This window comes from Dyella terrae (assembly GCF_022394535.1).
Taxonomy (GTDB): domain Bacteria; phylum Pseudomonadota; class Gammaproteobacteria; order Xanthomonadales; family Rhodanobacteraceae; genus Dyella.
Genome location: NZ_CP089414.1, coordinates 3,646,287 through 3,671,363, shown reverse-complemented (window position 1 = coordinate 3,671,363; position 25,077 = coordinate 3,646,287). Strand labels below are relative to the sequence as shown.

27 protein-coding genes and 3 pseudogenes are annotated in these 25,077 nt (G+C 63.1%); 13 read left to right on the top strand and 17 right to left on the bottom strand.

What is annotated here, in order from left to right; all coding sequences use genetic code 11:
* Positions 1–18: 18 nt before the first annotated feature.
* The 8 genes from DYST_RS16100 to ttcA all read right to left on the bottom strand — a co-directional run bounded on the left by DYST_RS16100 (position 19) and on the right by ttcA (position 6,457).
* Entirely contained in the window at positions 19–585 is a 567-nt protein-coding gene (locus tag DYST_RS16100) for a hypothetical protein (RefSeq protein WP_239946598.1), read from the bottom strand.
* A complete protein-coding gene (locus DYST_RS16095; RefSeq protein ID WP_239946597.1) occupies positions 582–944 on the bottom strand; it encodes a hypothetical protein in 363 nt (120 codons plus the stop codon). The genes DYST_RS16100 and DYST_RS16095 overlap by 4 nt, the downstream gene beginning before the upstream one ends.
* Positions 941–1,615: a sigma-70 family RNA polymerase sigma factor gene (locus DYST_RS16090; RefSeq protein ID WP_239946596.1), complete on the bottom strand. Its 675-nt coding sequence runs from the start codon at positions 1,613–1,615 to the stop codon at positions 941–943. The genes DYST_RS16095 and DYST_RS16090 overlap by 4 nt, the downstream gene beginning before the upstream one ends.
* Positions 1,616–1,758: 143 nt before the next feature.
* Positions 1,759–2,337: a methyltransferase family protein gene (locus tag DYST_RS16085; RefSeq protein WP_239946595.1), complete on the bottom strand. Its 579-nt coding sequence runs from the start codon at positions 2,335–2,337 to the stop codon at positions 1,759–1,761.
* Between the two features lie 121 nt (positions 2,338–2,458).
* On the bottom strand, positions 2,459–3,229 hold the full coding sequence (locus DYST_RS16080; protein WP_239946594.1) for a M48 family metallopeptidase: 771 nt from the start codon (positions 3,227–3,229) through the stop codon (positions 2,459–2,461).
* A gap of 148 nt (positions 3,230–3,377) precedes the next feature.
* Positions 3,378–4,295 (bottom strand): recombination-associated protein RdgC, encoded by a 918-nt coding sequence (locus tag DYST_RS16075; RefSeq protein ID WP_102301736.1) that lies wholly within the window; start codon positions 4,293–4,295, stop codon positions 3,378–3,380.
* A 70-nt stretch (positions 4,296–4,365) separates the two neighbouring features.
* The gene (locus DYST_RS16070; protein ID WP_239946593.1) at positions 4,366–5,565 is read right to left on the bottom strand and encodes an aromatic amino acid transaminase; all 1,200 of its coding nucleotides are present in this window, start codon (positions 5,563–5,565) and stop codon (positions 4,366–4,368) included.
* Positions 5,566–5,569: 4 nt separating this feature from the next.
* Complete coding sequence (gene ttcA, locus DYST_RS16065) at positions 5,570–6,457, bottom strand: tRNA 2-thiocytidine(32) synthetase TtcA (protein WP_102301734.1); 888 nt, start codon at positions 6,455–6,457, stop codon at positions 5,570–5,572.
* Between the two features lie 127 nt (positions 6,458–6,584).
* Between ttcA and DYST_RS16060 the strand changes: the two genes are divergently transcribed.
* From DYST_RS16060 to DYST_RS16050, 3 genes are all read left to right on the top strand, one after another.
* Positions 6,585–6,791, top strand: coding sequence for a YdcH family protein (locus DYST_RS16060; protein WP_102301733.1), 207 nt, complete (start codon positions 6,585–6,587; stop codon positions 6,789–6,791).
* Between the two features lie 23 nt (positions 6,792–6,814).
* Complete coding sequence (locus DYST_RS16055) at positions 6,815–7,411, top strand: GNAT family N-acetyltransferase (protein ID WP_102301732.1); 597 nt, start codon at positions 6,815–6,817, stop codon at positions 7,409–7,411.
* A gap of 94 nt (positions 7,412–7,505) precedes the next feature.
* Positions 7,506–8,129 carry a YdcF family protein gene (locus DYST_RS16050; RefSeq protein ID WP_239946592.1) on the top strand — a complete coding sequence of 208 codons (624 nt, stop codon included), beginning with the start codon at positions 7,506–7,508 and terminating at the stop codon, positions 8,127–8,129.
* Here the strand turns inward: DYST_RS16050 and DYST_RS16045 are convergent.
* From DYST_RS16045 to DYST_RS16010, 8 genes and pseudogenes are all read right to left on the bottom strand, one after another.
* A complete protein-coding gene (locus DYST_RS16045; protein ID WP_428993921.1) occupies positions 8,110–8,499 on the bottom strand; it encodes a hypothetical protein in 390 nt (129 codons plus the stop codon). The two genes, DYST_RS16050 and DYST_RS16045, sit on opposite strands and share 20 nt — an antisense overlap.
* A complete protein-coding gene (gene pssA, locus DYST_RS16040) occupies positions 8,405–9,505 on the bottom strand; it encodes a CDP-diacylglycerol--serine O-phosphatidyltransferase (RefSeq protein ID WP_239946591.1) in 1,101 nt (366 codons plus the stop codon). Before pssA ends, DYST_RS16045 begins: the two co-directional genes overlap by 95 nt.
* A 112-nt stretch (positions 9,506–9,617) precedes the next feature.
* Positions 9,618–10,646 carry a biotin/lipoyl-binding protein gene (locus DYST_RS16035; RefSeq protein ID WP_239946590.1) on the bottom strand — a complete coding sequence of 343 codons (1,029 nt, stop codon included), beginning with the start codon at positions 10,644–10,646 and terminating at the stop codon, positions 9,618–9,620.
* 9 nt (positions 10,647–10,655) lie between these two features.
* The gene (locus DYST_RS16030) at positions 10,656–10,856 is read right to left on the bottom strand and encodes a DUF1656 domain-containing protein (RefSeq protein ID WP_102301728.1); all 201 of its coding nucleotides are present in this window, start codon (positions 10,854–10,856) and stop codon (positions 10,656–10,658) included.
* Positions 10,846–12,987, bottom strand: coding sequence for an FUSC family protein (locus tag DYST_RS16025; protein ID WP_239946589.1), 2,142 nt, complete (start codon positions 12,985–12,987; stop codon positions 10,846–10,848). The genes DYST_RS16030 and DYST_RS16025 overlap by 11 nt, the downstream gene beginning before the upstream one ends.
* Positions 12,988–12,990: 3 nt before the next feature.
* Positions 12,991–13,485 (bottom strand): MarR family transcriptional regulator, encoded by a 495-nt coding sequence (locus DYST_RS16020; protein WP_102301726.1) that lies wholly within the window; start codon positions 13,483–13,485, stop codon positions 12,991–12,993.
* A 197-nt stretch (positions 13,486–13,682) separates the two neighbouring features.
* Positions 13,683–14,108: a DUF4156 domain-containing protein gene (locus tag DYST_RS16015; RefSeq protein WP_102301725.1), complete on the bottom strand. Its 426-nt coding sequence runs from the start codon at positions 14,106–14,108 to the stop codon at positions 13,683–13,685.
* Positions 14,109–14,211: 103 nt separating this feature from the next.
* A pseudogene (locus tag DYST_RS16010) lies at positions 14,212–17,095 on the bottom strand (M16 family metallopeptidase).
* A gap of 308 nt (positions 17,096–17,403) precedes the next feature.
* Between DYST_RS16010 and DYST_RS16005 the strand changes: the two are divergent.
* The 7 genes and pseudogenes from DYST_RS16005 (at position 17,404) to DYST_RS24025 (ending at position 22,322) form a co-directional block, all read left to right on the top strand.
* Entirely contained in the window at positions 17,404–17,613 is a 210-nt protein-coding gene (locus tag DYST_RS16005) for a hypothetical protein (RefSeq protein WP_239946588.1), read from the top strand.
* Positions 17,614–17,676: 63 nt separating this feature from the next.
* Positions 17,677–18,145, top strand: a pseudogene (gene trmL / locus DYST_RS16000) (tRNA (uridine(34)/cytosine(34)/5-carboxymethylaminomethyluridine(34)-2'-O)-methyltransferase TrmL).
* Between the two features lie 718 nt (positions 18,146–18,863).
* Positions 18,864–19,517 (top strand): ubiquinone biosynthesis accessory factor UbiJ, encoded by a 654-nt coding sequence (locus DYST_RS15995; protein ID WP_239946587.1) that lies wholly within the window; start codon positions 18,864–18,866, stop codon positions 19,515–19,517.
* An 8-nt stretch (positions 19,518–19,525) separates the two neighbouring features.
* Entirely contained in the window at positions 19,526–21,163 is a 1,638-nt protein-coding gene (ubiB, locus tag DYST_RS15990) for a ubiquinone biosynthesis regulatory protein kinase UbiB (RefSeq protein WP_428993990.1), read from the top strand.
* A gap of 174 nt (positions 21,164–21,337) precedes the next feature.
* Positions 21,338–21,601: a phage integrase central domain-containing protein gene (locus tag DYST_RS24360; RefSeq protein WP_428993920.1), complete on the top strand. Its 264-nt coding sequence runs from the start codon at positions 21,338–21,340 to the stop codon at positions 21,599–21,601.
* Positions 21,602–21,745: 144 nt separating this feature from the next.
* Positions 21,746–21,886, top strand: a pseudogene (locus DYST_RS24030) (recombinase family protein); the annotation flags it as partial.
* Positions 21,887–21,950: 64 nt separating this feature from the next.
* The gene (locus DYST_RS24025) at positions 21,951–22,322 is read left to right on the top strand and encodes a recombinase family protein (protein WP_275666845.1); all 372 of its coding nucleotides are present in this window, start codon (positions 21,951–21,953) and stop codon (positions 22,320–22,322) included.
* A gap of 351 nt (positions 22,323–22,673) precedes the next feature.
* Here the strand turns inward: DYST_RS24025 and DYST_RS15975 are convergent, their stop codons facing one another.
* Positions 22,674–22,883: a helix-turn-helix transcriptional regulator gene (locus tag DYST_RS15975; protein WP_239946586.1), complete on the bottom strand. Its 210-nt coding sequence runs from the start codon at positions 22,881–22,883 to the stop codon at positions 22,674–22,676.
* Between the two features lie 424 nt (positions 22,884–23,307).
* Here DYST_RS15975 and DYST_RS15970 point away from each other — a divergent pair, with 424 nt between their 5' ends.
* The 3 genes from DYST_RS15970 to DYST_RS15960 are packed head-to-tail and all read left to right on the top strand — an operon-like array spanning position 23,308 to position 25,073.
* Positions 23,308–24,009, top strand: coding sequence for a pseudouridine synthase (locus DYST_RS15970; protein WP_239952130.1), 702 nt, complete (start codon positions 23,308–23,310; stop codon positions 24,007–24,009).
* 49 nt (positions 24,010–24,058) lie between these two features.
* The gene (arfB, locus tag DYST_RS15965) at positions 24,059–24,481 is read left to right on the top strand and encodes an alternative ribosome rescue aminoacyl-tRNA hydrolase ArfB (RefSeq protein ID WP_102301720.1); all 423 of its coding nucleotides are present in this window, start codon (positions 24,059–24,061) and stop codon (positions 24,479–24,481) included.
* A complete protein-coding gene (locus tag DYST_RS15960; protein ID WP_239946585.1) occupies positions 24,474–25,073 on the top strand; it encodes a 1-acyl-sn-glycerol-3-phosphate acyltransferase in 600 nt (199 codons plus the stop codon). The genes arfB and DYST_RS15960 overlap by 8 nt, the downstream gene beginning before the upstream one ends.
* Positions 25,074–25,077 lie beyond the last annotated feature (4 nt).

Here is a 25,077-nt window from a genome sequence, read left to right as displayed (position 1 = left end):
ATCGGGCACCTGCCCTCTTCAGTCAGCAAACCCGAGATTCACCGGCGCATCCGGCAAGGTGTGTGCCGCATCGTCAGTAACCGGCACGTCCTTACCTACAACCTCGAATTTCAGCCCGTCGGCCCAGACCTGGCCCTTGTTCTGCAACAGTGCGCCGAAGGCGATGTCGCGCGCGTCGTTCGGCACGTCCAGCACGATGTCATAGCGTTGCCAATCGTGATCACCCTGCGGCGCACGAAGCTCCATGTTGTCGAAGGCGACGCTCTTGCGGTCCGCACCGTCGACGCGCATCCACAGCTGCCCCTTGCCTGCGCCCTTGGTGCGTAGATAACCGGAAAGGCGTACGCGCTTGCCGTGGTAGGCAGTGGCATCGATGGTCTGCATCACGCTGCCGAAACCGGTGTTTTCTTCCTTGGCTCGCAGATAAACGCTGGTGCTGCCCGATACCCGCGCGCCCTTCTCCGTACCGATGTCGTAATCGCTGGCCGCTGAGCCGGTAACAAACCAGCCTTTGGGGACCGCCGCATGCGCGGCGCTCGCCAGCAGGCCACTTAGCAGCAGCATATAGGTGAAGCTTTTCTTCATGGCGCGTTCCTTGTGTCAGGCGTGGAATTCACTGGGGTTGTACTCATCAGAAAGCGGTCCAGATCGCTGGGCGGCGGCATAACGTCCATGCGCAGCAACTCGGCGCGGGTGCGTCCGGCGTCCAGCCCTGCATTCGCAGTGAGGGAGATATTTGTGGCGCGCGGGGGGCCGCTTGCCACGACCCAGACCAGCAGTAACGCCGCTGCAGCCAACGGCCACACGGCACGATGGCCGATCCGGCGCATCGTGGCGACGCGGTCGGCGGCGCGCAGAATGCGTGCGTCCACAAGCGGTGGTGGCGCCTCCCGAGCCGTGCGCCGATAGATCGACAGCAATTCGTCCATGCCATCGTTGCTCATCGCCAAGGCTCCAACGCATCACGCAACTTTTGCTGCGCATAGCGCAGACGGCTTTTCACCGTCTCTCGCGTGGTGCCGGTGGCCGTAGCGATGTCCTCCAAACTGAGTTCCCCTTCCGCTTTCATCAGGAAGGCCTCGCGTTGCGGAAGCGGCAACGCCTGAACGGCTTTGATCAGTGCGTGCCCCAAGGCGTCGTTGTGCAACAGGCGATCCGGTGCATGCAGAGGTGATGCGGCGTGCTGCTCGAGCACCTCCTCGTCACCACATGCATCGATCGCGTCCGGCGCATGCCGGCCAAGTACGCGCCAGCGATCCGCAGCCCGCCGATGTGCAATACCAAACAGCCACGCCGCGAACGATGCCTGCGGCTCGTAGCGATCCTTGCCGTGTACGACAGCCATCCAGACGTCCTGGAAGATCTCCTCTGCCTCGCTGGCCCTACCAGCCAGCCGCAACGCGTAGCGGTGCAGCTTGTCGCGATAGCGCGCATAGAGAGTACGGAAAGCCTGGGCATCGCCTTGGCGATAGCGGCGCATGCACTCGCCGTCGCTCCATGGCGATGCATCCGTGGCGGGGCCGTCCTGCGATTGCGCCCATTGCTCCTGCAAGTGGGCCAGCGCATGCGCGCAAGCCTGCGTCCAGTCCTGGGACAGTACGATGGTGGCCGACATGGCGTCCTTTCCGTTGGCGATACTTCCATAATCGCCGGGAATGCCGAAATGGGGTTAACGCAGAGCCTCAGATCGCACGCATCATCACGTGGTTTTCGCTCACGCGCCGATGGCCCTTGAGCCATTCGGCCCCAGAAGCACTGCTATAGCACGCCGGGAATCAGCGCCTTGGTCCGCTGCATGTATTGCTCGTAAGCAGCGCCGAAGTTGTCGCGCATCCAGCGCTCTTCCAGTCGAAGCTTGAACCAGAACGACACGCCGACGATGGCTACGCAGATGGGCCCGCGCCATTCACCGATGGCCATCCCGGTACCAAAGAAGGCTAGCAACAGCCCTGTGTAAATCGGATGGCGAACGAAGCGATAGGGGCCACGCTGAATTAACTCGTGGTCCTGCTTCACCTGCACCACCGAACTCCAGTTGCGTCCCAGTACGTAGCGCCCCCAGCAGGCAAAGGCCACGCCAGCCCATGCGAGCAATGCGCCGAGCAATGCGGTACCGAGCCACGCGGGATACATGCGCTCACCCAACCACGTTCCATGGAACCAGCGATCGGGTCCGATCAACCACACGGCGACGGCTAACGGCAACCAGTATTTGAGGATGCGAGGCAGCACGCGCTCACCGCGCTGGGCGCTCTTCACGCGCCGCCATCCCCACAGCCAGTAGAGCCCGAACACCACCCAGGCTGCCTTGATGATTCCTTCGATGGGCAACTCCATGGCCATTTCCCCGTGAACGGATGGCCAAAGACTCAGGCGTAAGCAGGGCGACGGCAAGTGACAGCCGTCACGTCGTCCATCTGCACGTTTTCATACGCAACAGGCGTTGCTGACTGATTCGTCAGTCAGCAACGTCGGCAATGAGCCGATCCAGCTCCGTCTTCAACCATGCACCGTTGAGGCGCAGCCAGTCGCGCTGTTCGCGCCAGTCGGGGAACAAGCCCTCCACCTGCTGCCAGAAGCGCGGAGCGTGGCTACGCACTTTCAGGTGGCAAAGCTCGTGAGCGAGCACATACTTCAGCGCGTTGGGTGGTGCGAGTGCCAAGGCGAGGTCGAGGTTGATGCGATCGCGCGTGTCGAGGCTGCCCCACAGGCTTTTCATGGGCCGCACGCGCAACGCGGTTGGCGCGAGGCCGAGTTGCGGCACGTAGCTGGCCAGCCAGCGCGCCACGTCACGACGGATCTGCGATTCGAAGTGCGAGGCAAGCAGACCGCGCGCCACCGGTAGCGCGCGCGTGTGCGGGCGCGGAATGACCAGGGTGAGCGCGCCTTCGCTTGCTTCGACTTTCGGATACGGGCCTTCCGCCCAATCGAGCTGCACGGTTTCACCGCGGAGCGGGAATTCCGTAGGCGTACCGACGCGCAACGGTGGCAAAGGTTTGACGATGAGGTGCAGCTCGTCGAGCTTGCGCTCTAGCCAGTCTGCGTGATGACGAAGGAAGGCGCTGACCTGCGCCGGATGCGTGCCGTGGGGATACGACACGCGCGCGCCCTTGGGCGTGACGGTGAGGCGCAAACGGCGCGCGCGCGGATGCGCCGCCTTGAGCACACGGATAGTGCTACCGCTTGCGGTGGCCAGTTCCAGCCAATCGCCTTCGAGATGCTGCGTCATGTTCCACCCTGCTACGACTACGAGTGGCGTCCAGGCCCACTAGTGTCCCAAAGGGAATGTGGGGGGAGCATGCAGGCTTCGCAAGACGGGCCCGTGACCGCCCGGACCATACGGTCAGGGCGGCGAAGGCTGAACAAGGTCCCCGGGCTCAGGCCTCGGCGGGACGCGGCAGGCCGAACCATTCCTCCAGCTTGCCCAGCAGGCGCTCTACCTCGAGGGTGAGCAGGGCGAAGGTGGCGTCGGCCTCTGCGGCGGCGTCAGGGTGGCTGTCGCCCAGTTCGTCGACGACCACGTCGAGGAACTTGAGCTTGCGGACGATCAGATCCTCGCCCAGCACGAAGCTCATGCGCTCATCGAAGGTGAGACCGAGCTGGAACACCTGTTTGCCGTTGCGCAGGTGCTCCTTCACTTCCTCGCCATCCAGATCCTGACGACGGCACTTGGCAATGGCTCCCGTGGCCGACGCAGCGTCGCGCAGCTCCACCTCGTCGCCCAGCGCGAGGCCGGCCGGCAGGTTGCCGTTGGCCAGCCAGTCGGTCATGAGCACGCGCGGGCCTTCTTCAGGCGCCAGCGGCACGGCCGGGAAGCTGCCGAGCGCCTCGCGCATCTGGGTGAGCGTGTTCTCAGCGGACTTGCGACTGGAGGTATCCAGCACCAACCAGCCGTTCTTCTTGTCCACATAGGCGCGCTGGCGCGAGCTGCGGATGAAGGCGCGCGGCACCAGTTCGTTGAGCACGTCTTCCTTCAGGCGCTTGCGCTCGCGACCGCCGACCTTGCGGCCTTCTTCTTCGGCGATTTTCTGCACGCGGCGGTGAAGTTCGTCGTTCACGACAACACCTGGCAGGAGTTTGTCCTCGCTGCCCACCGTGACCATGGTGCAGGCGTTCACGACGTGGGTGAGCGCGGCTTCCTCACCGCGGCCCACCGGCGGCACAAAGCCCTTGGTACCCATTTCCATGGGGCCACAGGGGCGCAGGCGATGTTCACCCAGCACCTCGTCGAGGCGGTTCAGGTCATCGGAAACGTTGGAGGAAAAGCGGAACATCGTGAGATTGCGGAAGAACATTCGGTATCCGTACTGGTTGCTGTCACTCCGGCCGAAACCGGAATGACTGGCATAAAGGTAAGGCTGGCGATCAGCGGCTGACGGCAGCCACCGCGTTCACCACGGTATCCAGGTTGACGCGGTTGAGCGCGGCGACGCAGATGCGGCCGGTGCCGATGGCGTAGATGGCGTATTCATCCCGCAGGCGATCGACCTGGGTCTTGCTGAGACCTGAGTACGAGAACATACCCGCCTGCTGCTGGATGAAGCCAAACTGCGGCGAGCCGGCGGCGGCGAGCTTCTCCACCATGCCAGCGCGCATCCCGTGGATGCGTTCGCGCATCTCGCCCAGCTCCTGTTCCCACATGGCCTTCAGCTCTTTGCTGTTGAGCACGGCCGAGACCAGTGCGCCGCCGTGGGTGGCCGGGCTGGAGTAGTTGGAGCGGATGGTGCGCTTGACCAGCGACTGCACGCGCAGCGCCTCTTCGCGGTCCTTGCCCACCACCGACAGCGCACCCACGCGCTCGCCGTACAGCGAGAACGACTTGGAGTACGAGTTGGCGACCACGAACGCATCGATGCCCGAGGCGGCGAACAGGCGCACGGCGGTGGCGTCGGCGTCGATGCCCTCGTCAAAACCCTGGTAGGCCATGTCGATGAAGGGCATCAGGCCGCGGTCCTTCACCAGGTCCACCACCTGCTGCCACTGTTCGGCGGTGAGGTCCACGCCGGTCGGGTTGTGGCAGCACGCGTGCAGCAGCACGACGGTGCCCGTCTCGAGCTTGCCAAGGTCCGCCAGCATGCCGGCGAAGTCCAGGCCGTGCGTAGCGGCATCGTAATAGGCGTACTCCACCACCTCGAAGCCGGCCGCGCTGAACACCACGCGATGGTTTTCCCAGCTCGGGTTGCTGATGGCGATCTTGGCGTTGGGCAGCACCTTCTTCAGCAGGTCGGCGCCGATGCGCAGCGCACCGCTGCCGCCGATGGTCTGCGAGGTGGCCACGCGGCCGGCGGCCAACAGCGGCGAGTCTTCGCCGAAGACCAGTTTCTGCGTGGCGCTGTTATAGGCCGGCATGCCGTCGATGGGCAGATAGCCGCGCGGCTTAGCTTCCAGCGCCAGCGATTTCTCCACCTCGTGCACGGCACGCATCAGCGGGATGCGGCCCTGCTCGTCGTAATAGATGCCCACGCCCAGGTTGACCTTGCCCGGACGGCTGTCGGCCAGATAGGCCTCGGTGAGTCCCAGGATCGGATCGCCCGGGGTCATTTCAACGGATGCAAAGAGGGACACGGCGTTACTCGACTGTTTTTTGTTGGAGTGACGACTCGTCGGACGACCCGGCAAGCCACTGATGCGCATCGGCGCGGGCGAAGTCTTCGCGTGCGCCAAGCGACGCGAAGTCGAACAGATTGCGATCGGCGAGCTGGGAGGGTGCCACGTTGCCCAGCGCGCGGAAAATATTCTCGGCGCGGCCGGGCTGGGTCTGCTCCCAGTCCTCCATCATGCGCTTAACCGCCTTGCGTTGCAGGTTTTCCTGCGAGCCACAGAGGTTGCACGGAATGATCGGAAACGCGCACGCCTCAGCGTAGGCGGCGATATCGCTTTCCTTGCTGTAGGCCAACGGGCGGATCACCACGTGGCGGCCGTCGTCCGAACGCAGCTTGGGCGGCATGGCCTTGAGCTGCGCCTGGTAGAACAGGTTCAGGAAGAACGTGCCGAGGATATCGTCGCGGTGGTGGCCCAGCGCGATCTTGGTGACACCATTCGCCGCAGCCCAGTGATACAGCGCGCCGCGCCGCAGGCGCGAGCACAGGCTACACATGGTCTTCCCCTCGGGAATGACACGGGTGACGGTGCTGTAGGTGTCCTGCTCGATGATGTGGAACGGCACGCCGCGCGCGGTCAGATACTCAGGCAACACGTGTGCGGGAAAACCCGGCTGCTTCTGGTCCAGATTCACCGCGACAATCTCAAAGCGCACCGGCGCCTTGGCCTGCAGCGACAGCAGGATGTCGAGCAAGGTATATGAATCCTTGCCACCAGACAGGCACACCATGATCTTGTCGCCGTCTTCGATCATATTGAAGTCGGCAACCGCCTGGCCCACCTGATGACGCAAACGCTTGCCCAGCTTGGCGGCCTCGTAGTGCTGCTTGCGGATGGCTTCGGGCTGAGCGGACATGGGGATGGCGAGGCGGGATGGCCTCCCATTGTAGCGGGCTCATCGCCGGGCTGCCCTTGCTGAACAGCGCATCCGCACCCCGGCGGCGGTACACTGTTGGGGTTTCCCTCCCAAGCCCTTCGCCATCATGCAGGTCCAGGACCAAGCCGAGATCGCCCATCTGCTGGCCGAGTTGCGCGTTGAACACCGCGACCTCGACGTGGCCATCGAGCACCTTGCCTCGACGCTCAGCCGCGACGAGCTGCAGGTCACCCGGCTGAAGAAGCGCAAGCTGTTGTTGAAGGATCACATTGCGCGGCTGGAAAGCAAGCTGATCCCCGACCTGGACGCTTGAACGTCCTCTTTCCCGGAGCACCGATGTCCGCGCTGACGCCTGTCCTGCTGGAAGACGCCTTTATCGCGCTTGAACCCCTGACGCCTGAACACGCTCCGGCCCTCGAGGCCGCCGCAGCGGACGGCGAGCTATGGAAGCTATGGTTCACCAGCGCACCGGCGCCGGGCGAGGCCGCGGCGTATATCGCCAAGGCGCTCGACGGGCAGAAAGCAGGCCTGATGCTGCCGTTCGCGGTGCGCGAAAAGAGCAGCGGCGACATCGTCGGCACCACGCGGTTCTACGATTTCGTTGCCGATCCGCGCCGCGTCGCCATTGGTTACACCTGGTACGCCAAGCGCTGGCAAAAGAGCCATCTCAACACCGCCTGCAAGCGGCTGTTGTTCCAGCATGCCTTTGAAGCACTCGGCTGCGTCGCGGTGGAACTGCACACCGACCACCGCAACCTCGACTCGCAGCGTGCCATCGAGCGCCTCGGCGCCGTTCGTGAAGGCATGCTGCGCAATCACAAGCGCCGTCCCGACGGCACGCTGCGCCATACCGTGTGCTTCAGCGTGATCGACAGTGAATGGCCAGACGTGGCGCGTTGGCTGACTATGCGACTGGAGCGGCTGGCAGGCTGAACACCCGCCGCCCGCGTTCCGCCTTTTTCCAGCCAGAAAGTCCGCTGCGCTTAAGCGCAAACTTGGGTCCTTCGTCATCAAGGAGTGCCATGGAATGGCCCGCACACGCTCGCGCATCCGCTGGCTGCGACTCATCGGCTGGGCGATGGCGGTCTGGACGATCGGCGCCTCCACGATCGCCGTCATGGGCCTTCTGACCCGGCCGAAGCACGCCGACCTGGCGCTGGTGCTGGGCAACACCGTAACTCGTACCAATCGCCCGATGCCACGACTGGAAGCCCGGCTGCAGGCCGCGCAAGCCCTGTATGCCCGCGGCGGTTGCACCGCCATCATGGTCAGCGGCGGCATTGAATCGCGCGACGGCCGCAACGAAGCCGCTGGCATGAAGCAGTGGCTAGTGGAACATGGCGTGCCGGCACCAGCGATCGTCGAAGACCCCTACGGAAACAACACGCGTGAGTCGGCGCTGCATGCGCAAGCGTGGCTCGCCGTACATCATGGGCGCAGCGTGGTGGCCGTCTCTCAGTTCTTCCATTTGCCCCGTACCCGGCTCGCGCTGCGCCAAGCGGGCGTGCTCGATGCGGGCGGCGACTACCCGCGTCGCTGGTTTGGACGGGATATCTATTCGGTTTATCGCGAAGTACCGGGCTTTCTCGCGTATCGGCTGCAACTGGATCAGAGCCGCCCGCTTGCCCCTATCAGAGCAGTCGGCCGATAAGGCTATCCAGCCGCACGCGCCGCAACCGACGAAGCAGCTTGCGCACTTCAGGCGGATAACTGCGCGCGCCGGGTAGATCATGATAGTGCGCCACGCGCGTGGCGTGACTGCGCAACGACTGCCACTCCGCTTCGTGCTGCGCGACGAGCTGGCGCGACTGGTCGCGCAGCAGCAGGCCATTCTCCAGGTCCAACGCCCATGCGCGGGGATTGAGGTTGTTGCCGGTAAGCACGGCGATCTCCTCGTCCACGAACAGACCCTTGAGGTGATAGGTGTTATCGCCGTCGCGCCATAGCCACAGGTTGAGCTGCCCGCTGTCGATGGCGCGCTGATGCGTGCGCGCGAAGCGACGCAGATTGGCCTCGTACAAATACGGCAGCAGGCCAATGCGACTGAACGGCTGGTCGGGCGGAATGTAGAAATCGTTGGCGGTCTTGTCGCCCACCATGATGTCTCAGCTGACAACCACGGCGCAGCAGTTGGCCAACCACGGTGCGCACCGGGCGAGGCAGATTGAAGTACGGCGTCAGCAGGATCACGCGGCGTTGCGCGCCACGCAGCAGGTCCAGCAGGGTTTCGTTGAGCACATTGTCCACGCGCCCGAAGCCGGCGAGCGGAATCACGATGACGTCACCGTGCCGGGGCACTTCGCTCTCGCCGACATACTGCCCCTCTTGTAGTGACTGGCGCAGGCGGCGGATCGGTTCTTGCAACTCGCGCGAGCGCGGCTGCGACCGGCGATCCAATCGCGGCACGGCATCACCGTCGCCGAACTGCTGGTGCACGTAGGCGACCATGCTGTCCGCCAATGGCTGGTGGCGGATCAGGTGGTAGCGATCCAGCCGGTAACGGCCATGCTTTGCGAGGTAGACGTCGTTGAGGCTGGCGCCGCTGTAGAGCACCGCGTCGTCGATGATGAAGCCTTTCAGGTGCAACACGCCGAACAGTTCGCGCGTTTGCACCGGCACGCCGCGGATTACCACGCCCTCGCCGAAACGCTCGGCGTACTGCCGGTACATGGCGGCATTGCCTTCGCTGTTGCCCTTGCCGATCAGGCCGCGACGAGCGCGGTGCCAATCGACATAGACCTCGATGGAAAGCCCTGGTCGCGCCGCGCGTGCAGCGTGCAGCGCTTCGAGCACTTCCCGGCCGGCTTCGTCGTCCTGCAGATACAGCGCCACCAGCACGATGCGGTGTTGCGCCCCCGCAATGAGCGAAAGCAGCGCTTCACGGAAAGACGCAGGCCCCGCTAGCGTGGTGATCGCCTCTGCCGGCACGGCGAAATTCACATGCGCGGACAGGTCGGGCCCACGCCGCCGGCGCAGGGACAGCAATCGGCGGGCAAGGCTGCGTGGCGAGGGTAACGGTCGATTCATGGGGCGCCATGGTATCAACCCTCCCCCTCATTGGAGGAACGCGCTTGCGCATGGCCCTCGCGCGACGGCCGGAAAGGCCGTTCGCAAGGGCGCTCCTACAAGGGTCTTCGCGTTACTTCTGCGCTTGTTCGTTGTCCGCCGCACGACTCGGTTGCACGTCGATGCTGGCGGTCATGCCCGCCGCCAGGATCACGCCCTTGGGCACGCTCTCCTCTTCAATCTCGATGCGTACCGGCACGCGCTGCGCCAGTCGCACCCAGTTGAAGGTGGGGTTCACATCCGCCAGCAGATCACGGCCGGTCGGGTTGTCGCGGTCGGTAATGCCGCGCGCAACGCCTACGATACGGCCTTTGAGGCGCGTGCCACCGCTCATCAGGCGGATGTCGACCGTGTCGCCTATGCGCAGGTGCGGCAGCTTGGTTTCCTCGAAATAGCCGTAGATGTAATAGCTATGCCGGTCGATCAGGGCCAGGCGCGGGCTGCCGGTGGCGGCGTAGTCGCCCACGCGCACGTCGAGGTTGGTTACGTAGCCATCCACGGGGGCACGCACTTCGGTGCGCTCCAGGTCCAGCTTGGCGCGGTCGACGGCCACCTGCGCCTGCACCACGGCGGCCTCGGCCTGCTCGCGCGATGCATTGGCTTGATGCCCGCTGGCCTGTGCCTGCTCCCAGATGGCGTGCGCGGTGACGGCAGCCGACTTGGCATCGGTGCGCTCTTCCTTGGGCACCACGTCCGCCAATTCCTGGCGACGCTGCGCCTGCTCCTGGCGCATGTCGTACTCGGCCTTGCGCGCGGCGGCGCTGGCGAGCACGGCATCGATGTTGGCGCCGGCGGCGCGCGCCGCTGCCTTGGCGGAGTTGAGGTTGGCCTCCGCCTGCTCTAGCGCGATCTGATAACGCTGCGGATCGATCTCGAAGAGCACGTCGCCCTTCTTCACTTCGGCGTTGTCGATCACCGGCACGCGCGTGACGAGACCGGAGACGTCAGGCGCGATACGCACCACCTCGGCACGTACTCGGCCGTCGCGCGTCCACGGCGAGTACATGTAGTGCCGCCACAGGAGGTGGCATAGCACGAGTGCCACGATCACGACGACCGCGGTGATGGCAAATCGGAGCAGGGCTTGGGGCTGAAATGTCATAGAGATGGCTCAGGGATACAACAACAGGCCAGCCGCGCCAAACAGCACGAAGAACACGGCCACACGGAACAGGGACGGATGCCAGACATAGCGATACAGGCCGTAGCGGCCGACGATAGTGTCGACCACCCACAGCACCAGCAGACAACCCAGGTAAACCAGCAGCATGCCGGGTACCAGCGCGTCGCCAAGGGCGATTTCAAGAGGCATGGTCGGTCTCCGGTGCCTTGACGATGTAAGGGGCGAGCGCCGACTCGTCGTCGCGCAGTGCCGTCCGCAACTGCAGCAGATGCGCCAGCGCCGGCTGGCAGCTTGCGCGGGCCTGCGGCAATGTCTGCCTGGTCAATGTAATGGCGTGGTCAACGTCGAGATCTGCGGCCTGCCAACGTGCCTTGTCGGGCTCGTCGTAAAGCTGGGCTAGCGATTGCACGGCTCGTTGCATGACTTCCATGATCGGTGGCGGCAGCTCGGCGTGCAGCATGTCCTGGCGCAGCTCGATCACTGCGCGGCCGGAGTCATGCACGGCCAACGCCCACGACAGCTGGGAGCGCGACTCGTCGCTACCGGGCTTGGTGTACTGCACGATCTGATGGAGCAGGTCACGATTCTCGCTCTCGAATCGATACACCAGGCCCTCGAGTGGCGCGGTGGCCGCGATCGTTACCTGGCGGCGCAGTTGCTGCAGCTGGCGCCGGCGTAGCCATTCCGTACCGATCACTGCGGGAATGATCATGAATGCCACGCCGCACATGATCAGACCAAACAATGAAGCAATGGCGTCATTGAAAAGGCGATCCGGCGCGTAAACCATGGGGTTCTTCAACGCCAGGATGGTGGCGAAACCCAGCATGTAGCCCGAGCCGATGCCCGGCAACGTTGCGTTGCGCGTGGTCAGGTACGGGCCGATCATCAGCAAGGGTCCGCTGGTGAGGATCAGCATCAGGAAACCATCGCTGCCGGGCAACAGCCATAGCACCACGATAAAGGCCGCCAGCATGCCCAGCGCAACGCCGATCCACATATTGACCGTTGCCGCGATCGGTCGTGGCGATGTCGCGAGCAGCCCGCTGAAGACCGTCGCCAGCAACATCGCTGTGGTTCCAGACGGCCAGTTCGTCACAAGCCAGAACGTGCTGAGCGCAGCCAGGGTGAGGAACGTGCGGACCACCGCGATAGCCGGCGCGACGAGCTCGTTGGCGCGCCGAAAGCTGATTCGCTCCACCGTGCCGCCCAGCGTGCCCTGCGTCTCGCGCAGCGCGGCTTCCAGCGCCGTAAAATCACGCAACTCTCGCACGAAGCGATAGAGCAACGCAGCGCCGCTGTCGAACTCCAGCAACAGGTCCGGATCCTGCCGCAGCTCTTCGCGCAATTGAGCAGCTAGTGCCGGCAGCTTGGGCTCGCAGGCTTCCAGACGCGTGGCCATCAACCTTGGCATGTGTTGCTCGTCCGGGGGCGGCGACAGCGCTTCGCCCACAGGCGCATAGAGCTTGATCAGCGCACCGGCTGTTCGAGGATGGTTGGTTCGCTGCAAGCGGTTGATCAGATGGTGCAGTGACTGAAAGCTGGTAGCCGCCGCCATGTAGCGCACGTTGAGCAACTGCATGCGACTGCTACGCGCCCGGGCTTCCGGGTCTTCGAAGATCACCGTGGAACGCAGGTCTTCGATCTCCACGGCGGCGCGCACGAAGTGAAGATGCGCCTGCTCCATATCCTCGCGCGGAATGGCGCCACCCAGGCTGCCGCGTGCGAAATCGATGAAGTGCCCGTAATGCTCCCGCGCCCTGCGCCGCAGGACCTGACGCAGACGCTCTGGCAACACCATGTCGCTGACCAAACCCGCCACGATGATGCCGAGCATCACCTCGCTTACGCGCATCACGGCTGAATTGAACACCGCGTAAGGATTGTCGATGGCCGGCAGTATCACGATCACCGCGGTGTAGCCCGCGAGCACGAAACCGTAAGACATGAAGTTGCGATACAGCACCGCGCCGCCGGCGCACAGGCCTACCCACAGTGAGAGACTAAACAGGAACAGTTCACGCTGCTGCGGAAACACCGTCATCAACAGCAGTGCAAACAAGCTGCCAGTAAAGGTGCCGATCGTGCGGTAAAAGCTTTTGGCCAACACCATGCCGCTTTGCGGATGCATCACGATGGATACCGTGATCATGGTGGTGGATGGCTGCTCCAGCTGAAACACCATCGTCAGCCATGCGGCGAGGTAGAACGCCAGCATGCACTTGAGGACGAAGATCCACCCCTGACGCTCGCCGACGAGAAAATCCCGCAGCCACGGCCAGCGTTGTCGGATCGAAAGATCGGAAGGTACGGCCGACATCGCTCAGTCCTGCTCCAGCTGTATCAGGAATCGCTTCAGCAGACGCTCCAATTGCACCATTTCACGAGGTTGCATGCCACCAACCTGCCGCACCAGCAAAGCGCAGACATCGGGCAGGAAACTTTCGATCAAGGCCACGCCGTCCTTGGTCAGCGTGAGTGCCACCTTGCGGCGGTCTTCATCACTGGCATGGCGCGCGATAAGCCCTTTATCGCACAGCTCATTGGTCAGCCGGGTGATGTTGGCCGACTTCTCGCCCGCCGCATCAGCCAACTCCGTGGGATGCAAGGTGTAACCCTCGGTCCCGTACAGCATCATCAGCAGGTTGTATTCGGGATGATTGATGCCGTAGGGGCGCAGCATGGCGTTCGCATCGTCGTGCACGCGCTTGAAGATGTGCTTGATCAGCCGGATGAGCACGGCAGCATCCCGCGGGAACGCAGGATAACGTTGGCGTGTGACCGCCAGTCGCTGTTCGGTGGGGAGAAAGCTGCTCATGGCGTGACGCCCAAATAGTACATATATGTAATATATATATGTGAATTTTATGCCTCTCCCCAGTGGGCATGCAAGAGCGTCGACCTGCGCACGTGAAAAAGGCGCCACGAAGGCGCCTTTCAGGTGGTGCTGGCGAGTAACCCGCCGGTCGCCCCAGCAAAACCGGGGCGACGGTGTCGGCGTCGCGACGCGACCAGTCAGTTGCCCTTGACCGGATACGTCTCGAACCCGCCCGGTGCCGTCGTGCCCGATGGGGCTGGGCTCGGGTTGGCTGGGTTAGCAGGGCGTGCTGACGGCGCCAGCTGAGCGTTGCCGCATTGGTAGGCGCCCCATGGCTGCGAGCCGTCTTTCGGATCGGCCAGCGGCTTGACGGTGTCGGCGTGCATCTTGGCGGCTTCGTTGCGCGCCATCACTTCCAGCTCGTCGCGCACCTTGATGTCGTTGCGATTCACCGGGCCCACGTGATCCATCACGGTCACGGTGACTTTGCCCAGGTCATGGCAGGACGACACGTCGCCGCTCCAAGCCGTGCGGACGTTCTTCCCGGCATCGTCCAGCGTGATGCCATAGGTGCACGCGCCGAGCAGCGCGATGGGAACGAGCAACAGCAGGGTCTTGCGCATGGATAGCTCCGCAGGGACATGAAACATGAAAAGGCCGGGCGGTTCCCCGCCCGGCCTCCATCCTAACTCGGGGACGTGAACCGGTCCCCACAGAATCTCACGATCACTTCGACGGCTTGGCCGACACGGGGTTGCCGTCACCATCGATCACCTGCACGTCGCCCAGCTTCAACGCGCGCACCGGGGCCTCGATCTTCTTGAGGTCACCCACGATCACCCATGTCAGGGCGTTGGGCTTGATGATCTCCTTGATCGCGTCCTCGGCCTGCGGCTGGGTCACGGCTTCGGTACGGGCTTTGAGCGTCTGCACGTAATCATCCGGATGGTCGTACTGGACGATCTCGCTCATCGCGCCGAGCACTTCGGAGGCCGTCTCGAAGCTGCCGGGTAGACCACGGACGTTGGAGTCCTTGATCTTGTCCACCTCCTGCTGCGTCAGCGGACGGCCGGCGATGACCTCGTTGGCTTCCTTGGACACTTCATGCGCGGACTCAGCCGTCTTGTCGGTCTGCACCGGCGCATACATCAGGAAAGGACGCTGACCAATCGCATCGCGCATAAAGCTGAAGGCGCCATAGGCCCAGCGCTTGTCTTCGCGCAGGTTCATGTTGAGACGCGAGGTGAAGCTGCCGCCAAACGCGCCGTTGGCGACATCGATGGCCAGCTCGTTCGGCGCCTTGCTCGATGGCGCGAGCAGGCCGGCGAGGATCAGCGACTGCGGCGCATCCGGCTTGTCGATGAGGAACACGCGCGGCTTGGCCTGGATGGCCACGGTGGCGATGTTCTTCTTCGGCACGGCGCTAGCAGGCGCCTTCCAGTCGCCGAAGGCAGCATCGAGCTGCGGGATGATCTGCTGCAGCGTAGTGTCGCCGGCGACCAGGATCTTGACGTTGTCCGGACGCAGCCAGTCACGCTGGAACGTGGAGAGATCCGACGCCTGCATCGCCTTGATGGCTTCCTCCGTACCCGAGCCGGTGAACGGAATGCCATAAGCGTGGTGGGCGCCATACAGCAACGGCGGCAGCGTACGCAGCGCCAGCGCGGTCGGCTGGGTCTTCTCCTGCGCGATGCCGGCCAGCCACTGGCCACGAATGCGTTCGATGTCATCCGACTTGAAGGCCGGATTGCGCACGATGTCGGCAAACAACGCCAGCGACGGCTGCAACTGATCGTTCAAGGCATTGAGCGAAGCGGAGCACGCATCCAGACCGCAACCGATGCGGGTGATCGCCCCCAGGCGCTGCTTGCGCTTGGCCACTTCCACCGAGTCGAGATCCTTGGTGCTCTCGTTCATCAGCGTGGTGGTGAAGCTGGCAGTGCCGAGCTTGCGGCCCTGGTCGGCCGCGTAGCCGGCGTCGAACATCAACTGCACGTGCGTGACCGGAACCGTGTGACGCTGCGCGAGGATCACTTCGATGCCGTTCTTGAGTTTGCCGCGCTCAAGCTCGGGGAACTTCAGGTCGGGGAACTGGGCCACCTGTGGCACGCCCTTGCTGCGATCCACCTGGCTCTTGGCCACGGCGTACTCGTGCTTGGCCGGCATCTTGGCCGCTGGGCGGCCTTCCTCCGGCGCCAGCGCGGCGACCTTGGCGTCTTCCGTATCCGGGTTGAAGTCGTCACCGGCTGGCAGCACGGTGAGCAAATAGTCGCCCTTACTGAGCCACTTGTCGGCGGCAGCCTTAACGCTGGCCGGCGTAGCGGCGTTGGCGCGCTCCAGGTCCTTCTTGTAGGCGCCCGGATCGCCGCGATAGACCTGACCCTCGGCCAGGATCACCGCCTTGCCACCGCCACCGCCCACCTTTTCAAGACCACGCACGAAGCCGGCGCGGTTGCCGATCTTGGCGCGCTCGAGCTCGTCGGCGGTCGGGCCTTCGGCGAGGAATTTCTTCACTTCTTCTGCGATGACCGCTTCGACCTTGGCCTGGTCCACGCCGTCCTTGATGTCGGCCTGAATCTGGAACTGGCCGGCCAACGCGAACGGCGAAATGCCGGCGGAAACGTCATCGACCAGTTTGTCCTGATAGACCAGACGCTGATACAGGCGCGAGGTCTTGCCACCACCAAGCACCGTGGAGGCGAGATCAAGCTGGATGGAGTCGTCGGTGCCCAACTGCGGCACCACCCACGTGCGGTAGATGCGCGGCTGCGCCACATGGTCGTGCTGGATGCCACGCGTGGATTTCTCCAGCGGCGTGATCCAGGCCTGCTGGCGCGGCACCGGCGGGCCAGCAGGGATATCGCCGAAGTACTTCTCGGCCTTCGCCTTGGCCTCCGCGACGGTGATGTCGCCGGCCAGCACCAGCGTGGTGTTGGCGGCGCCGTAGTAATCGTGGAACCATTGTTTCACGTCGCCCAGCGAGGCGGCGTTGAGGTCTTCCATCGAACCGATGGTGTCGTGCTGGTACGGATGGTTGCCCGGATACGTACTGGACAGGATGTTCTGGTCCACGCGGCCATACGGGCGGTTCTCACCCTGGCGCTTTTCGTTCTGCACCACGCCGCGCTGGGTATCGAGCTCTTTCTGGCCGATGGCGCCCAGCAGGTGGCCCATGCGGTCCGACTCCATCCACAGCGCCATGTCCAGCGCGGTGGTCGGCACGGTTTCAAAGTAGTTGGTGCGGTCGAACCAGGTGGTGCCGTTCATGTCGGTGGCGCCCGCCAGCTCGAACGGCTGGAAGTACGTGCCCTTGTGGTTCTCGGAGCCCGAGAACATCAAGTGCTCGAACAGGTGCGCAAAGCCAGTCTTGCCCTTGGGCTCGTCAGCCGAGCCCACGTGGTACCAGATGCTTACCGCGACGACGGGAGCCTTGTGGTCCTCGTGCACCACCACGGTCAAACCATTGGGCAAGGTAAAGCGCGTGAAGGCGATATCCGGAACGGCCTGGGGGGGATTCTGCAGGGGCAGCCTGCGGCATCGCGACCACAGGCAAGCCGGCCGACATGCTGAGGACACCTGCAACGAGCAGGGCGAGGGGCTTTCTTGCCATCACGACACTCCTGTTTTAACGGATGAACGCACCGAGGCTAGCCACGCCCCGGAACCTTGGCAAATGACCAATGGCATGGTGGACAACCGCGGAAGCGCTTCGTTCGCTGGGAGGGCGAAAATGCCGTCCACGGGGTGTCCGCGCCCTGTCCGGCCGCGCCCGGTCGCTGTCCGCGGACAGCGAAACGTCCTACACGATCAAGAAAAATATTCAATAAAGACAGTCGCTTGATGAGTTTCAGGGGCCTGGCACGGACCTTGCCATATCTACCGTGCAGGACCTACCCCACTTTCATCGGAGACATGATCATGAAATTCGAAGCCTTGATGCTGCGCAGCCTCTTCGTTGCCTGCCTGCTGGTTTGCGGACTCGTGCTGGGTGCCATGGTGACCGCCTCGCCCCAGGCCATTCGCCTCGCCGCCGCCGGCAGCGCCGGTCAACTGATCGCCACCCCGACCGCCACCGCCTGCGCGCTGCCGCCGGATGGCGTGGTGTGCCCGCGCATCACCAACGGCTGAGCAAGGACGCTCGCCGTTACGCGGCCATTTCGCGGGTGATGGGAGAACCCTGATAATGGCAAGATGCTGCATGTCATCCTCTTTCGACCAGAAATACCCCCCCAACACCGGCAACGTGATCAGGTTGTGCGCCAACACCGGCGCCTCGTTGCACCTGATCCGGCCTCTGGGGTTCGAGCTAGACGATGCCCGCCTGCGCCGCGCAGGCCTGGACTATCACGAGTACGCGCAGCTGGCCGTGCATGACGACCTCGCCAGCTGCCTCGAGAGCATCGGCCAGCCACGTGTATTCGCCTTCTCCACGCGCGGTCGCGTCGCCCATGTCGACGCCCGCTTCGTCGAGGGCGATGCCTTGTTGTTCGGCTGCGAGACTGCCGGCCTGCCCGGCGAGGTACTCGACGCCATTCCGGAAGCGCAGCGTTTGCGGCTGCCGATGCGGCCGGACAGTCGCAGCCTCAATTTGTCCAACACGGTGGCGGTTGCGGTGTATGAGGCGTGGCGGCAGATGGGGTTTGTTGGCGCGGCGGAGTGACGCCACGGCCTTAAGGATAAAAGAGGTGGTGAGCAACTCAGGCTCATCGCTTCATATCCACCGTTAGTTTGGCCTGCATCCATATGCATCCAGGCGCAGGTTGAGCGTGAAGCGCGCTGACTGCGTCGCTCTACCCTTGGCTTCCACCCTAAAGCAGGCGCGACGCGACCTGCCGCAATGCGATGTGCAGCGCAGCTGCACGAGCCGTCCGCTTTCGCTTTTGATTTACCGCCCCCCCCCTGTGCGGCGGTGAGGGGTGGACGAGAAGGCCCGCAGGGGGATCGGCAAGGAGGCCGATCCCTTTTCGCCGGGGCAGGAGCCCCGTCGAAAAGCCCGGCCGCCCCTCACGAACTGGCCGGCTTCATCGGCCAGCGCCAAGTGGGGTGCCCTTTCTTCGGGTTACTTTTCTTTGGGCAAGCAAAGAAAAGTGACTCGGCCTCCGGTAGGAGGGCGAAACGACCGCCGGGTAGGCGGCCAGATCGCCGCAACGCGACAATCAAACGCAAAGTCACTGGACCCCTGCCTGCGCAGGGGTGACGGTTCTTTTGAAATGGTGAGGCTAGATTGACCCCTCACCCCAATCCTCTCCCCGACGGGAAGAGGGAGCCAAAAGCTCCCGCGACAGCCACACGCACGTCCACGTGTTCTCCGCCCAATCAAAAACCACCCATCTCCATCCCAACACCGACCCCACAACTCGAGCGGCTACAATCCCCCGATGACCGCCCCATCTCTCCAGTCATTGCTCCCCCGCCCGCTGCGCGCTCTCGCCGGCCGCGCGCTGGAAACCGCGCTCAACCACACGCTGTCGCTCGATCCGGAAACCAAGACCCGGTTGTCCGCGCTCGATGGCCGCAGCGTGCAACTGCACTTGCGCGGCCCGGAGCTTGCGCTATCGGTGACGGTAGAAGGCGACCGCCTGAAAGTCGGCCCGGCACAGGACGACAACCATCTGCGCGTCGCCGCCACACCGGGCAGCCTGCTTGCCATGCTGGTGAAGCGCGACGACGACGGCGTGGCCCCAGGCAAGGTCGAAATCGCTGGTGACGCCGACCTCGCGCGTCGATTGGAAAAGCTCGCCAGCAAGTTCGCACCCGATTTTGAAGAGGCGTTCGCTCGCACTTTCGGCGAAGTACTCGGTGTGCCACTGGCCAAGGCCGTGCGCGACGGTCTGGCGCATGCCAAGGAAACAGCCAGCCATCTCACCACCGATACAGCCGACTGGCTGCGCGACGAAATACGCATGGCTGCCGCACCGGGTGAGGTGGAAGGCTTTCTCGATGGTGTCGACGACCTGCGCGAGCGCGCCGATCGCCTCGAGGCACGCCTGGCCCGACTCGAGCAGCGCCTAAAGAAGGGGCCCGCCGCGTGAGGATTCCGTTGAAGGTCGTACCGCGCGTGATGCGCGTGGCTTCCGTGCTGTTGGCTTATCGCCTCGACGAACTGGTCGATGCCGCGCATCTGTTCCGTCCGTTGAAGCTGGTGCGTCCATTCGTGGCACGTCCAAGCATCGACGTCACAAACCTTTCCCGTGGCGCCAGGCTGCGTCTGGCACTCACCGAACTGGGCCCGATTTTCGTCAAGGCTGGCCAGGTCCTGTCCACGCGCCGCGATCTGGTGCCGGTGGACATTGCCGACGAACTCGCGCAACTGCAGGATCAGGTGCCGCCGTTTCCGGGTGCCCAGGCGCGCGCCATCATCGAACAGGAACTGAGGGCACCGGTCACCTCGCTGTACACGAGCTTCGATGAAACGCCGCTGGCCTCCGCATCCATCGCGCAGGTGCACGCCGCTACGCTGCAGGACGGCAGTGCGGTGGTGGTAAAGGTATTACGCCCCGGCATCGACAAGCAGATCGAGCGCGACGTAAAACTGCTGCGTTCGCTGGGTGAGCTAGCCCAGCGCTGGCACCCCAACGCTGACAAGATCCGCCCGCTCGACGTGGTCGCCGAAGTCGAGAAGATGCTGGAGAACGAGCTGGATCTGCAGCGCGAAGGCGCCAGCGCCAGCCTGCTCCGCCGCAACTTCGAGAGCGGCGAAGACCTCTACGTACCCGCCGTGCACTGGGATCTCACCAGCGCGCGGGTGCTTACGCTGGAACGTGTCTATGGCGTGAGTTGCGACGATATCGCCTCGATCGATGCTGCCGGCATCGATCGCAAGGCACTCGCAGTGAAGGGCGTGCGGCTGTTCTACGAACAGGTGTTCCGCGACAACTTCTTCCACGCGGACGCACACCCTGGCAACATCTGGGTAGATACATCGCGACCAAACGACGCGCGCTTCATCGCGCTGGATTTCGGCATCATGGGTTCGTTGCCGGAACAGGATCAATACTGGCTGGCACAGAACTTTATTGCCTTGTTTGAGCGTGACTACGCACGTATCGCACAGTTGCACGTGGACGCCGGCTGGATGCCATCGACCGTGCGCATTGACGAGCTGACCGCCGCCGTCCGCACGGTGTGTGAGCCCTACTTCACGCGTCCGCTGTCGCAGATCTCGCTCGCCGAGCTGGTGGTCAAGCTGTTCCAGACCGCGCGCCGTTACGAACTCACGCTGCAGCCGCAGCTGATCCTGTTGCAGAAGACGCTGCTCAATATCGAAGGCGTCGGCCGCATGCTCGACCCGGAGATCGACATCTGGGCTGTGGCGCACCCGGTGCTTCGACGCATCCTGCGCGAGCGCTACAGCCCCCGCCGTACGCTGCGTGAGCTACGCAAGCACCTGCCAGAGTGGTTCCATGCCGCACCGCAGTTTCCCGAGCTAGTACGCAACGCCTTGCAGCAGATCGCCACGGGCGAACGCCGCACGATCAGCGATCCCCGCGACTTGGAGCAGCAACGCGAAGAGGCGCAGCGTACGCGTCGCGCGTTGGCGTTCGGGCTGCTGGGCAGCAGCCTGCTCGTCGGCAGCGCCGTGCTTTGGACGCTGTCACCGACGCATGGTGCATGGCATGCGGCAGCGGTTGGCGTGGCTGGATTGATCGCTTTTGTCGCTGGTTGGCCTCGACGTTGATTTGTCCTCACCGTCATCCCGGCGAAGGCCGGGATCCAGAGCCGCAGGGCACGCTCTAGCGGTAACGCCACTGGATGACCAGCTTCGCTGTTGTAAAGCACCTCCGGCCTGCGCCGGAATGACGACATTGATGGATGGCGCTGTATCTTCGCGCCGTTCTGGATCTCGAACGTTTTGAGGCCAGCTAATAAGAATTCGCGGCAGGATGAAACGTACCTCCGCCGAGACATCCTTCCAGTCATCGGGTCAAAAGAACTCTCAGTGATCCACAAGCCGGACCTGTGGCTATGCATAGATGCGGTGCGATCAAGGGGCCATGGTCAAGCTGCGCGGCGTGTACAGAGCGTTCTTAAGAGAGTGTTCGATTACGGCTTCGGTACTGACTGTAGTCAGGCATGTCGTTCCTTGCGGCAACCTGTGGACGGCGTGTGTTGGTGAGCGACTGACCGTAGCGCGGGGGCCGCTGAGCCGCGATGGCGTTCACATCGTAATCGCAAAATGTATACCTTCCGATAGCGGCCCATAGGCCTATCAAATCCCCTGCCAAAACTATATTATCTAATCTTCTAAGGAGATTTGATAATGAGTGAGGTCGTTGGATATGCTCGGGTGAGCTGCGCGGGCCAGTCGCTGGATGTGCAGCACGACAAGCTGCAGGGCTACGGTTGTACCCGGATCTTTTCCGAAAAGCGCTCCGGACGGCAGGCAGACAGTCGCCCTGAGCTTCAAGCTTGCCTCCAGTTCCTTCGAGATGGAGACACGCTGGTCATCTCTCGGCTGAGACCGCATGGCACGGTCTATCTTGGATCTTTCAAAGATTGCCGATCAGCTCAAGAAAAAGGGTGTTGCCTTAAAAGTCTTGGATCAGGCTATCGATACCAGCACCTCGGAAGGAATGCTGATGTTCAGCCTGCTCGGAGCGTTCGCTCAATTTGAGAACGATATTCGCGCGGAACGGCAGATGGATGGCATCGCAAAAGCTAAGGAAAAAGGGGTGGCCTTTGGACGAAAGAGAGCCCTGACGCCCGAACAATGCAAGCGGATCAGGACGCTGCGTGAAGAGGAGAACTTCTCCGTTCCCCAGCTAGCGACACGGTTCAATGTCGGACCTGCAACGATCTATAGGGCGCTTCAGGAGGCAGTTGAGCGACAGACTTGACCATGATGAGCGCGCTAAGCCCAATGCGGACGCTTTAGATGCTGCCAAACTAGTACGCGTGGTACAGGACGCGCGACGAACGAAAGGAGTTTGAAGTGGTACGGAAATTGTCGTCGCACGACGCAGAAGAGTTCGAGCCAGAACTCGCGGCCGGTCTGACTGAAATAGACACGTCCAAGTGTCAACGCGTGCATTTAACCCGCGCACTAGACTTGTGCACCTATCAGGCCCTTCTCCCTGCCTGTGAGGCTGCGCTAATGAAGGCGATTGATTTTTGCGGTCGCGGAAGTAGAGCCGAGCTTGTGCAACCAGATGCTCTGATGCTCACCGGAATGGCGAACACTTGCCTAGTCAATTCACGGTTCTGGAGCTAACTCGTTGGGCCACCCAAATCTGAACCTCCCTCTCCGACCAAGCGACCGAACGCGTTGCTAGGTTGACGGAGCGAGGAAAGGTCCCCTCGCCTTGCATCTTGTAGATCTGGGAGCGAGATAGCCCGATCTGGCGAATTACTTCTTTTATGCGGATCAGTCGGTCAGCAGTGAGGGAGTCAGTAGTCATGTTGTGTCCTTTAGATGTCGGCGGTATTGCCTTGCCGATATATTGGACGTTGATCGGATTTCATTCAAATCAATGACTTACAGATAGTGGTATTAATTAAAATGACTGGGAATTGATTAGAATTTGACTGCGAATGACCCTCAGCCTGCCCCTCCCCATCGTGAGAGATCAAAATTACGAAGAATCAGGAGCCTTCCAGCGGTGTCTTAAAACGCGGGCGTGACGGGCTCGGGGGAGACGTCCCTAATATGAACAGAAGATAAAAATCCGCCCATGGCGGCGGCAAGTTGATCGGTTCCGATCAGCCAAACCTTCAGCTATCAGCTATTGGGCACACATACGGGACCACTGAATGTTTGAAAGGAGTTCGATACAGCTAAATTATCGACCGATTCACTTCGTCAGCTCGTTCTGCATCGTGATAGTGCTAGAGATCCTCTACCAAGACGACGCCATCATCGCGGTGAACAAGCCCGCAGGCCTCGCCGTGCACCGCTCCAAGATGGTCGGCAACGCAGAGGAATTCCTCATAGACCTGCTGCGCGAGCAGGTCGGGGGCACCACGTATCTCGCACACCGTCTCGATCGCGCGACCAGCGGCGTGTTGCTGGTAGCACGCTCTTCCGAAATTGCCGCCGCGCTCGGCGAGCAATTCATGGGTCGCGATGTGCATAAGCAGTACCTGGCGGTGGTGCGCGGCTGGCCCGAGCCGGAAGAGGCGCTGATCGACTATGCCCTGCCCGGCTCCCGCGACACTGGGCCGCGTCGCGAGGCCAGCACGACCTATCGCCGCCTCGCCACCGTGGAAGTGCCGATCGCGCTCGGCCGCTACCCGCAGCAACGCTACGCGATGGTGCTGGCGGAGCCGCACACCGGCCGCTTCCGCCAGATCCGCAAGCACATGGCACACGTCCATCACCCGATCATCGGCGACTGCCAGCACGGGCGCGGTGACCATAACCGCCTGTACAAGCAGTACTTCAGCTGCCACCGCATGCTTCTGCACGCCTGGCGGCTGAGCTTTGCGCACCCGGTCACCCGCGCGCCGATGCGCGTGGAGGCGCCGCTCGACGCCGCTTACCAGGCATTGCTCGAACGCTTTGGCTGGTCGCTTCCGGTGCTGTGATGCGCTGCGTCGTGGCGGCCTGTCACGCGTGCCCGCTAAACTTCGCAACATGCTCACGATCAGCCGATCCATCGTCCTGCCCGAGACCGAGCTGACTGAGCGTTTCCTTCGCGCAGACGGCCCCGGCGGACAACACGTCAACCGCACCGAAAGCGCCGTGGAGCTACGTTTCGACGTGGCGCACTCGCCCTCGTTGCCGGAACCGTTGCGCGCGCGCCTGCTGGCCCGCCGCGACCGTCGCCTGACCGACGACGGCGTGCTGGTGATCCAGGCACGCCGCTTCCGCGACCAGGGCCGCAACCGCGAAGACGCCCGCGACCGCCTGGTCGAGATCATCCGCGGCGCACTCATCGTGCCCAAGGCGCGCATCGCCACCAAACCCACCCGCGGCTCGAAGGAGCGGCGTCTCGCCGGCAAGCAGCAGCGCGGCAAAATCAAACAAACGCGGTCGCGTGACTGGAGTCGTGAATGAGCATGCCTTTGCTCCCCCTGCCCCACCTGAGGCACCCAAGCTCAACAGCAGGTTCTGGCCGTGGCTCGCCCGTTGCCTGCTGCGCCTGTCTGGCTGGCGACTACTGGGCGAATTGCCGAACGTGCCTAAGCTGATCATCATCGGCGCCCCGCATTCGTCCTATTGGGACGGCTACTACGGCCTTCTGATGAAGATCGGCCTGGGCGTGGACATCAACATCATGATCAAGCGCGAAGTTCTCGATGGCCCGCTGGGCATCCTCCTCCGCCCCATTGGCATGATCGCGATCAACCGCAGCGCGGCACTGAATGTCGTTGGCCAGATGGTCAAGCGGTTCGAGGAAAAAGACCGCATGTGGCTGGGCATCACACCCGAAGGTACGCGCAAGAAGGTCGTGCACTGGAAGTCGGGCTTCCTGCGGATTGCGCACGAGGCCAACGTGCCGATCCAAACGCTGTTCCTCGACTATCCGACCAAGACGTTTACGTTCGGCCCGGTGGTTCACGCCACCGATGATCACGATGCCGACATGGTGAAAATCCGTGCATTGTTTACGCCTTATCACGGCAAGCATCGCAACGCGAACGACTAATCAC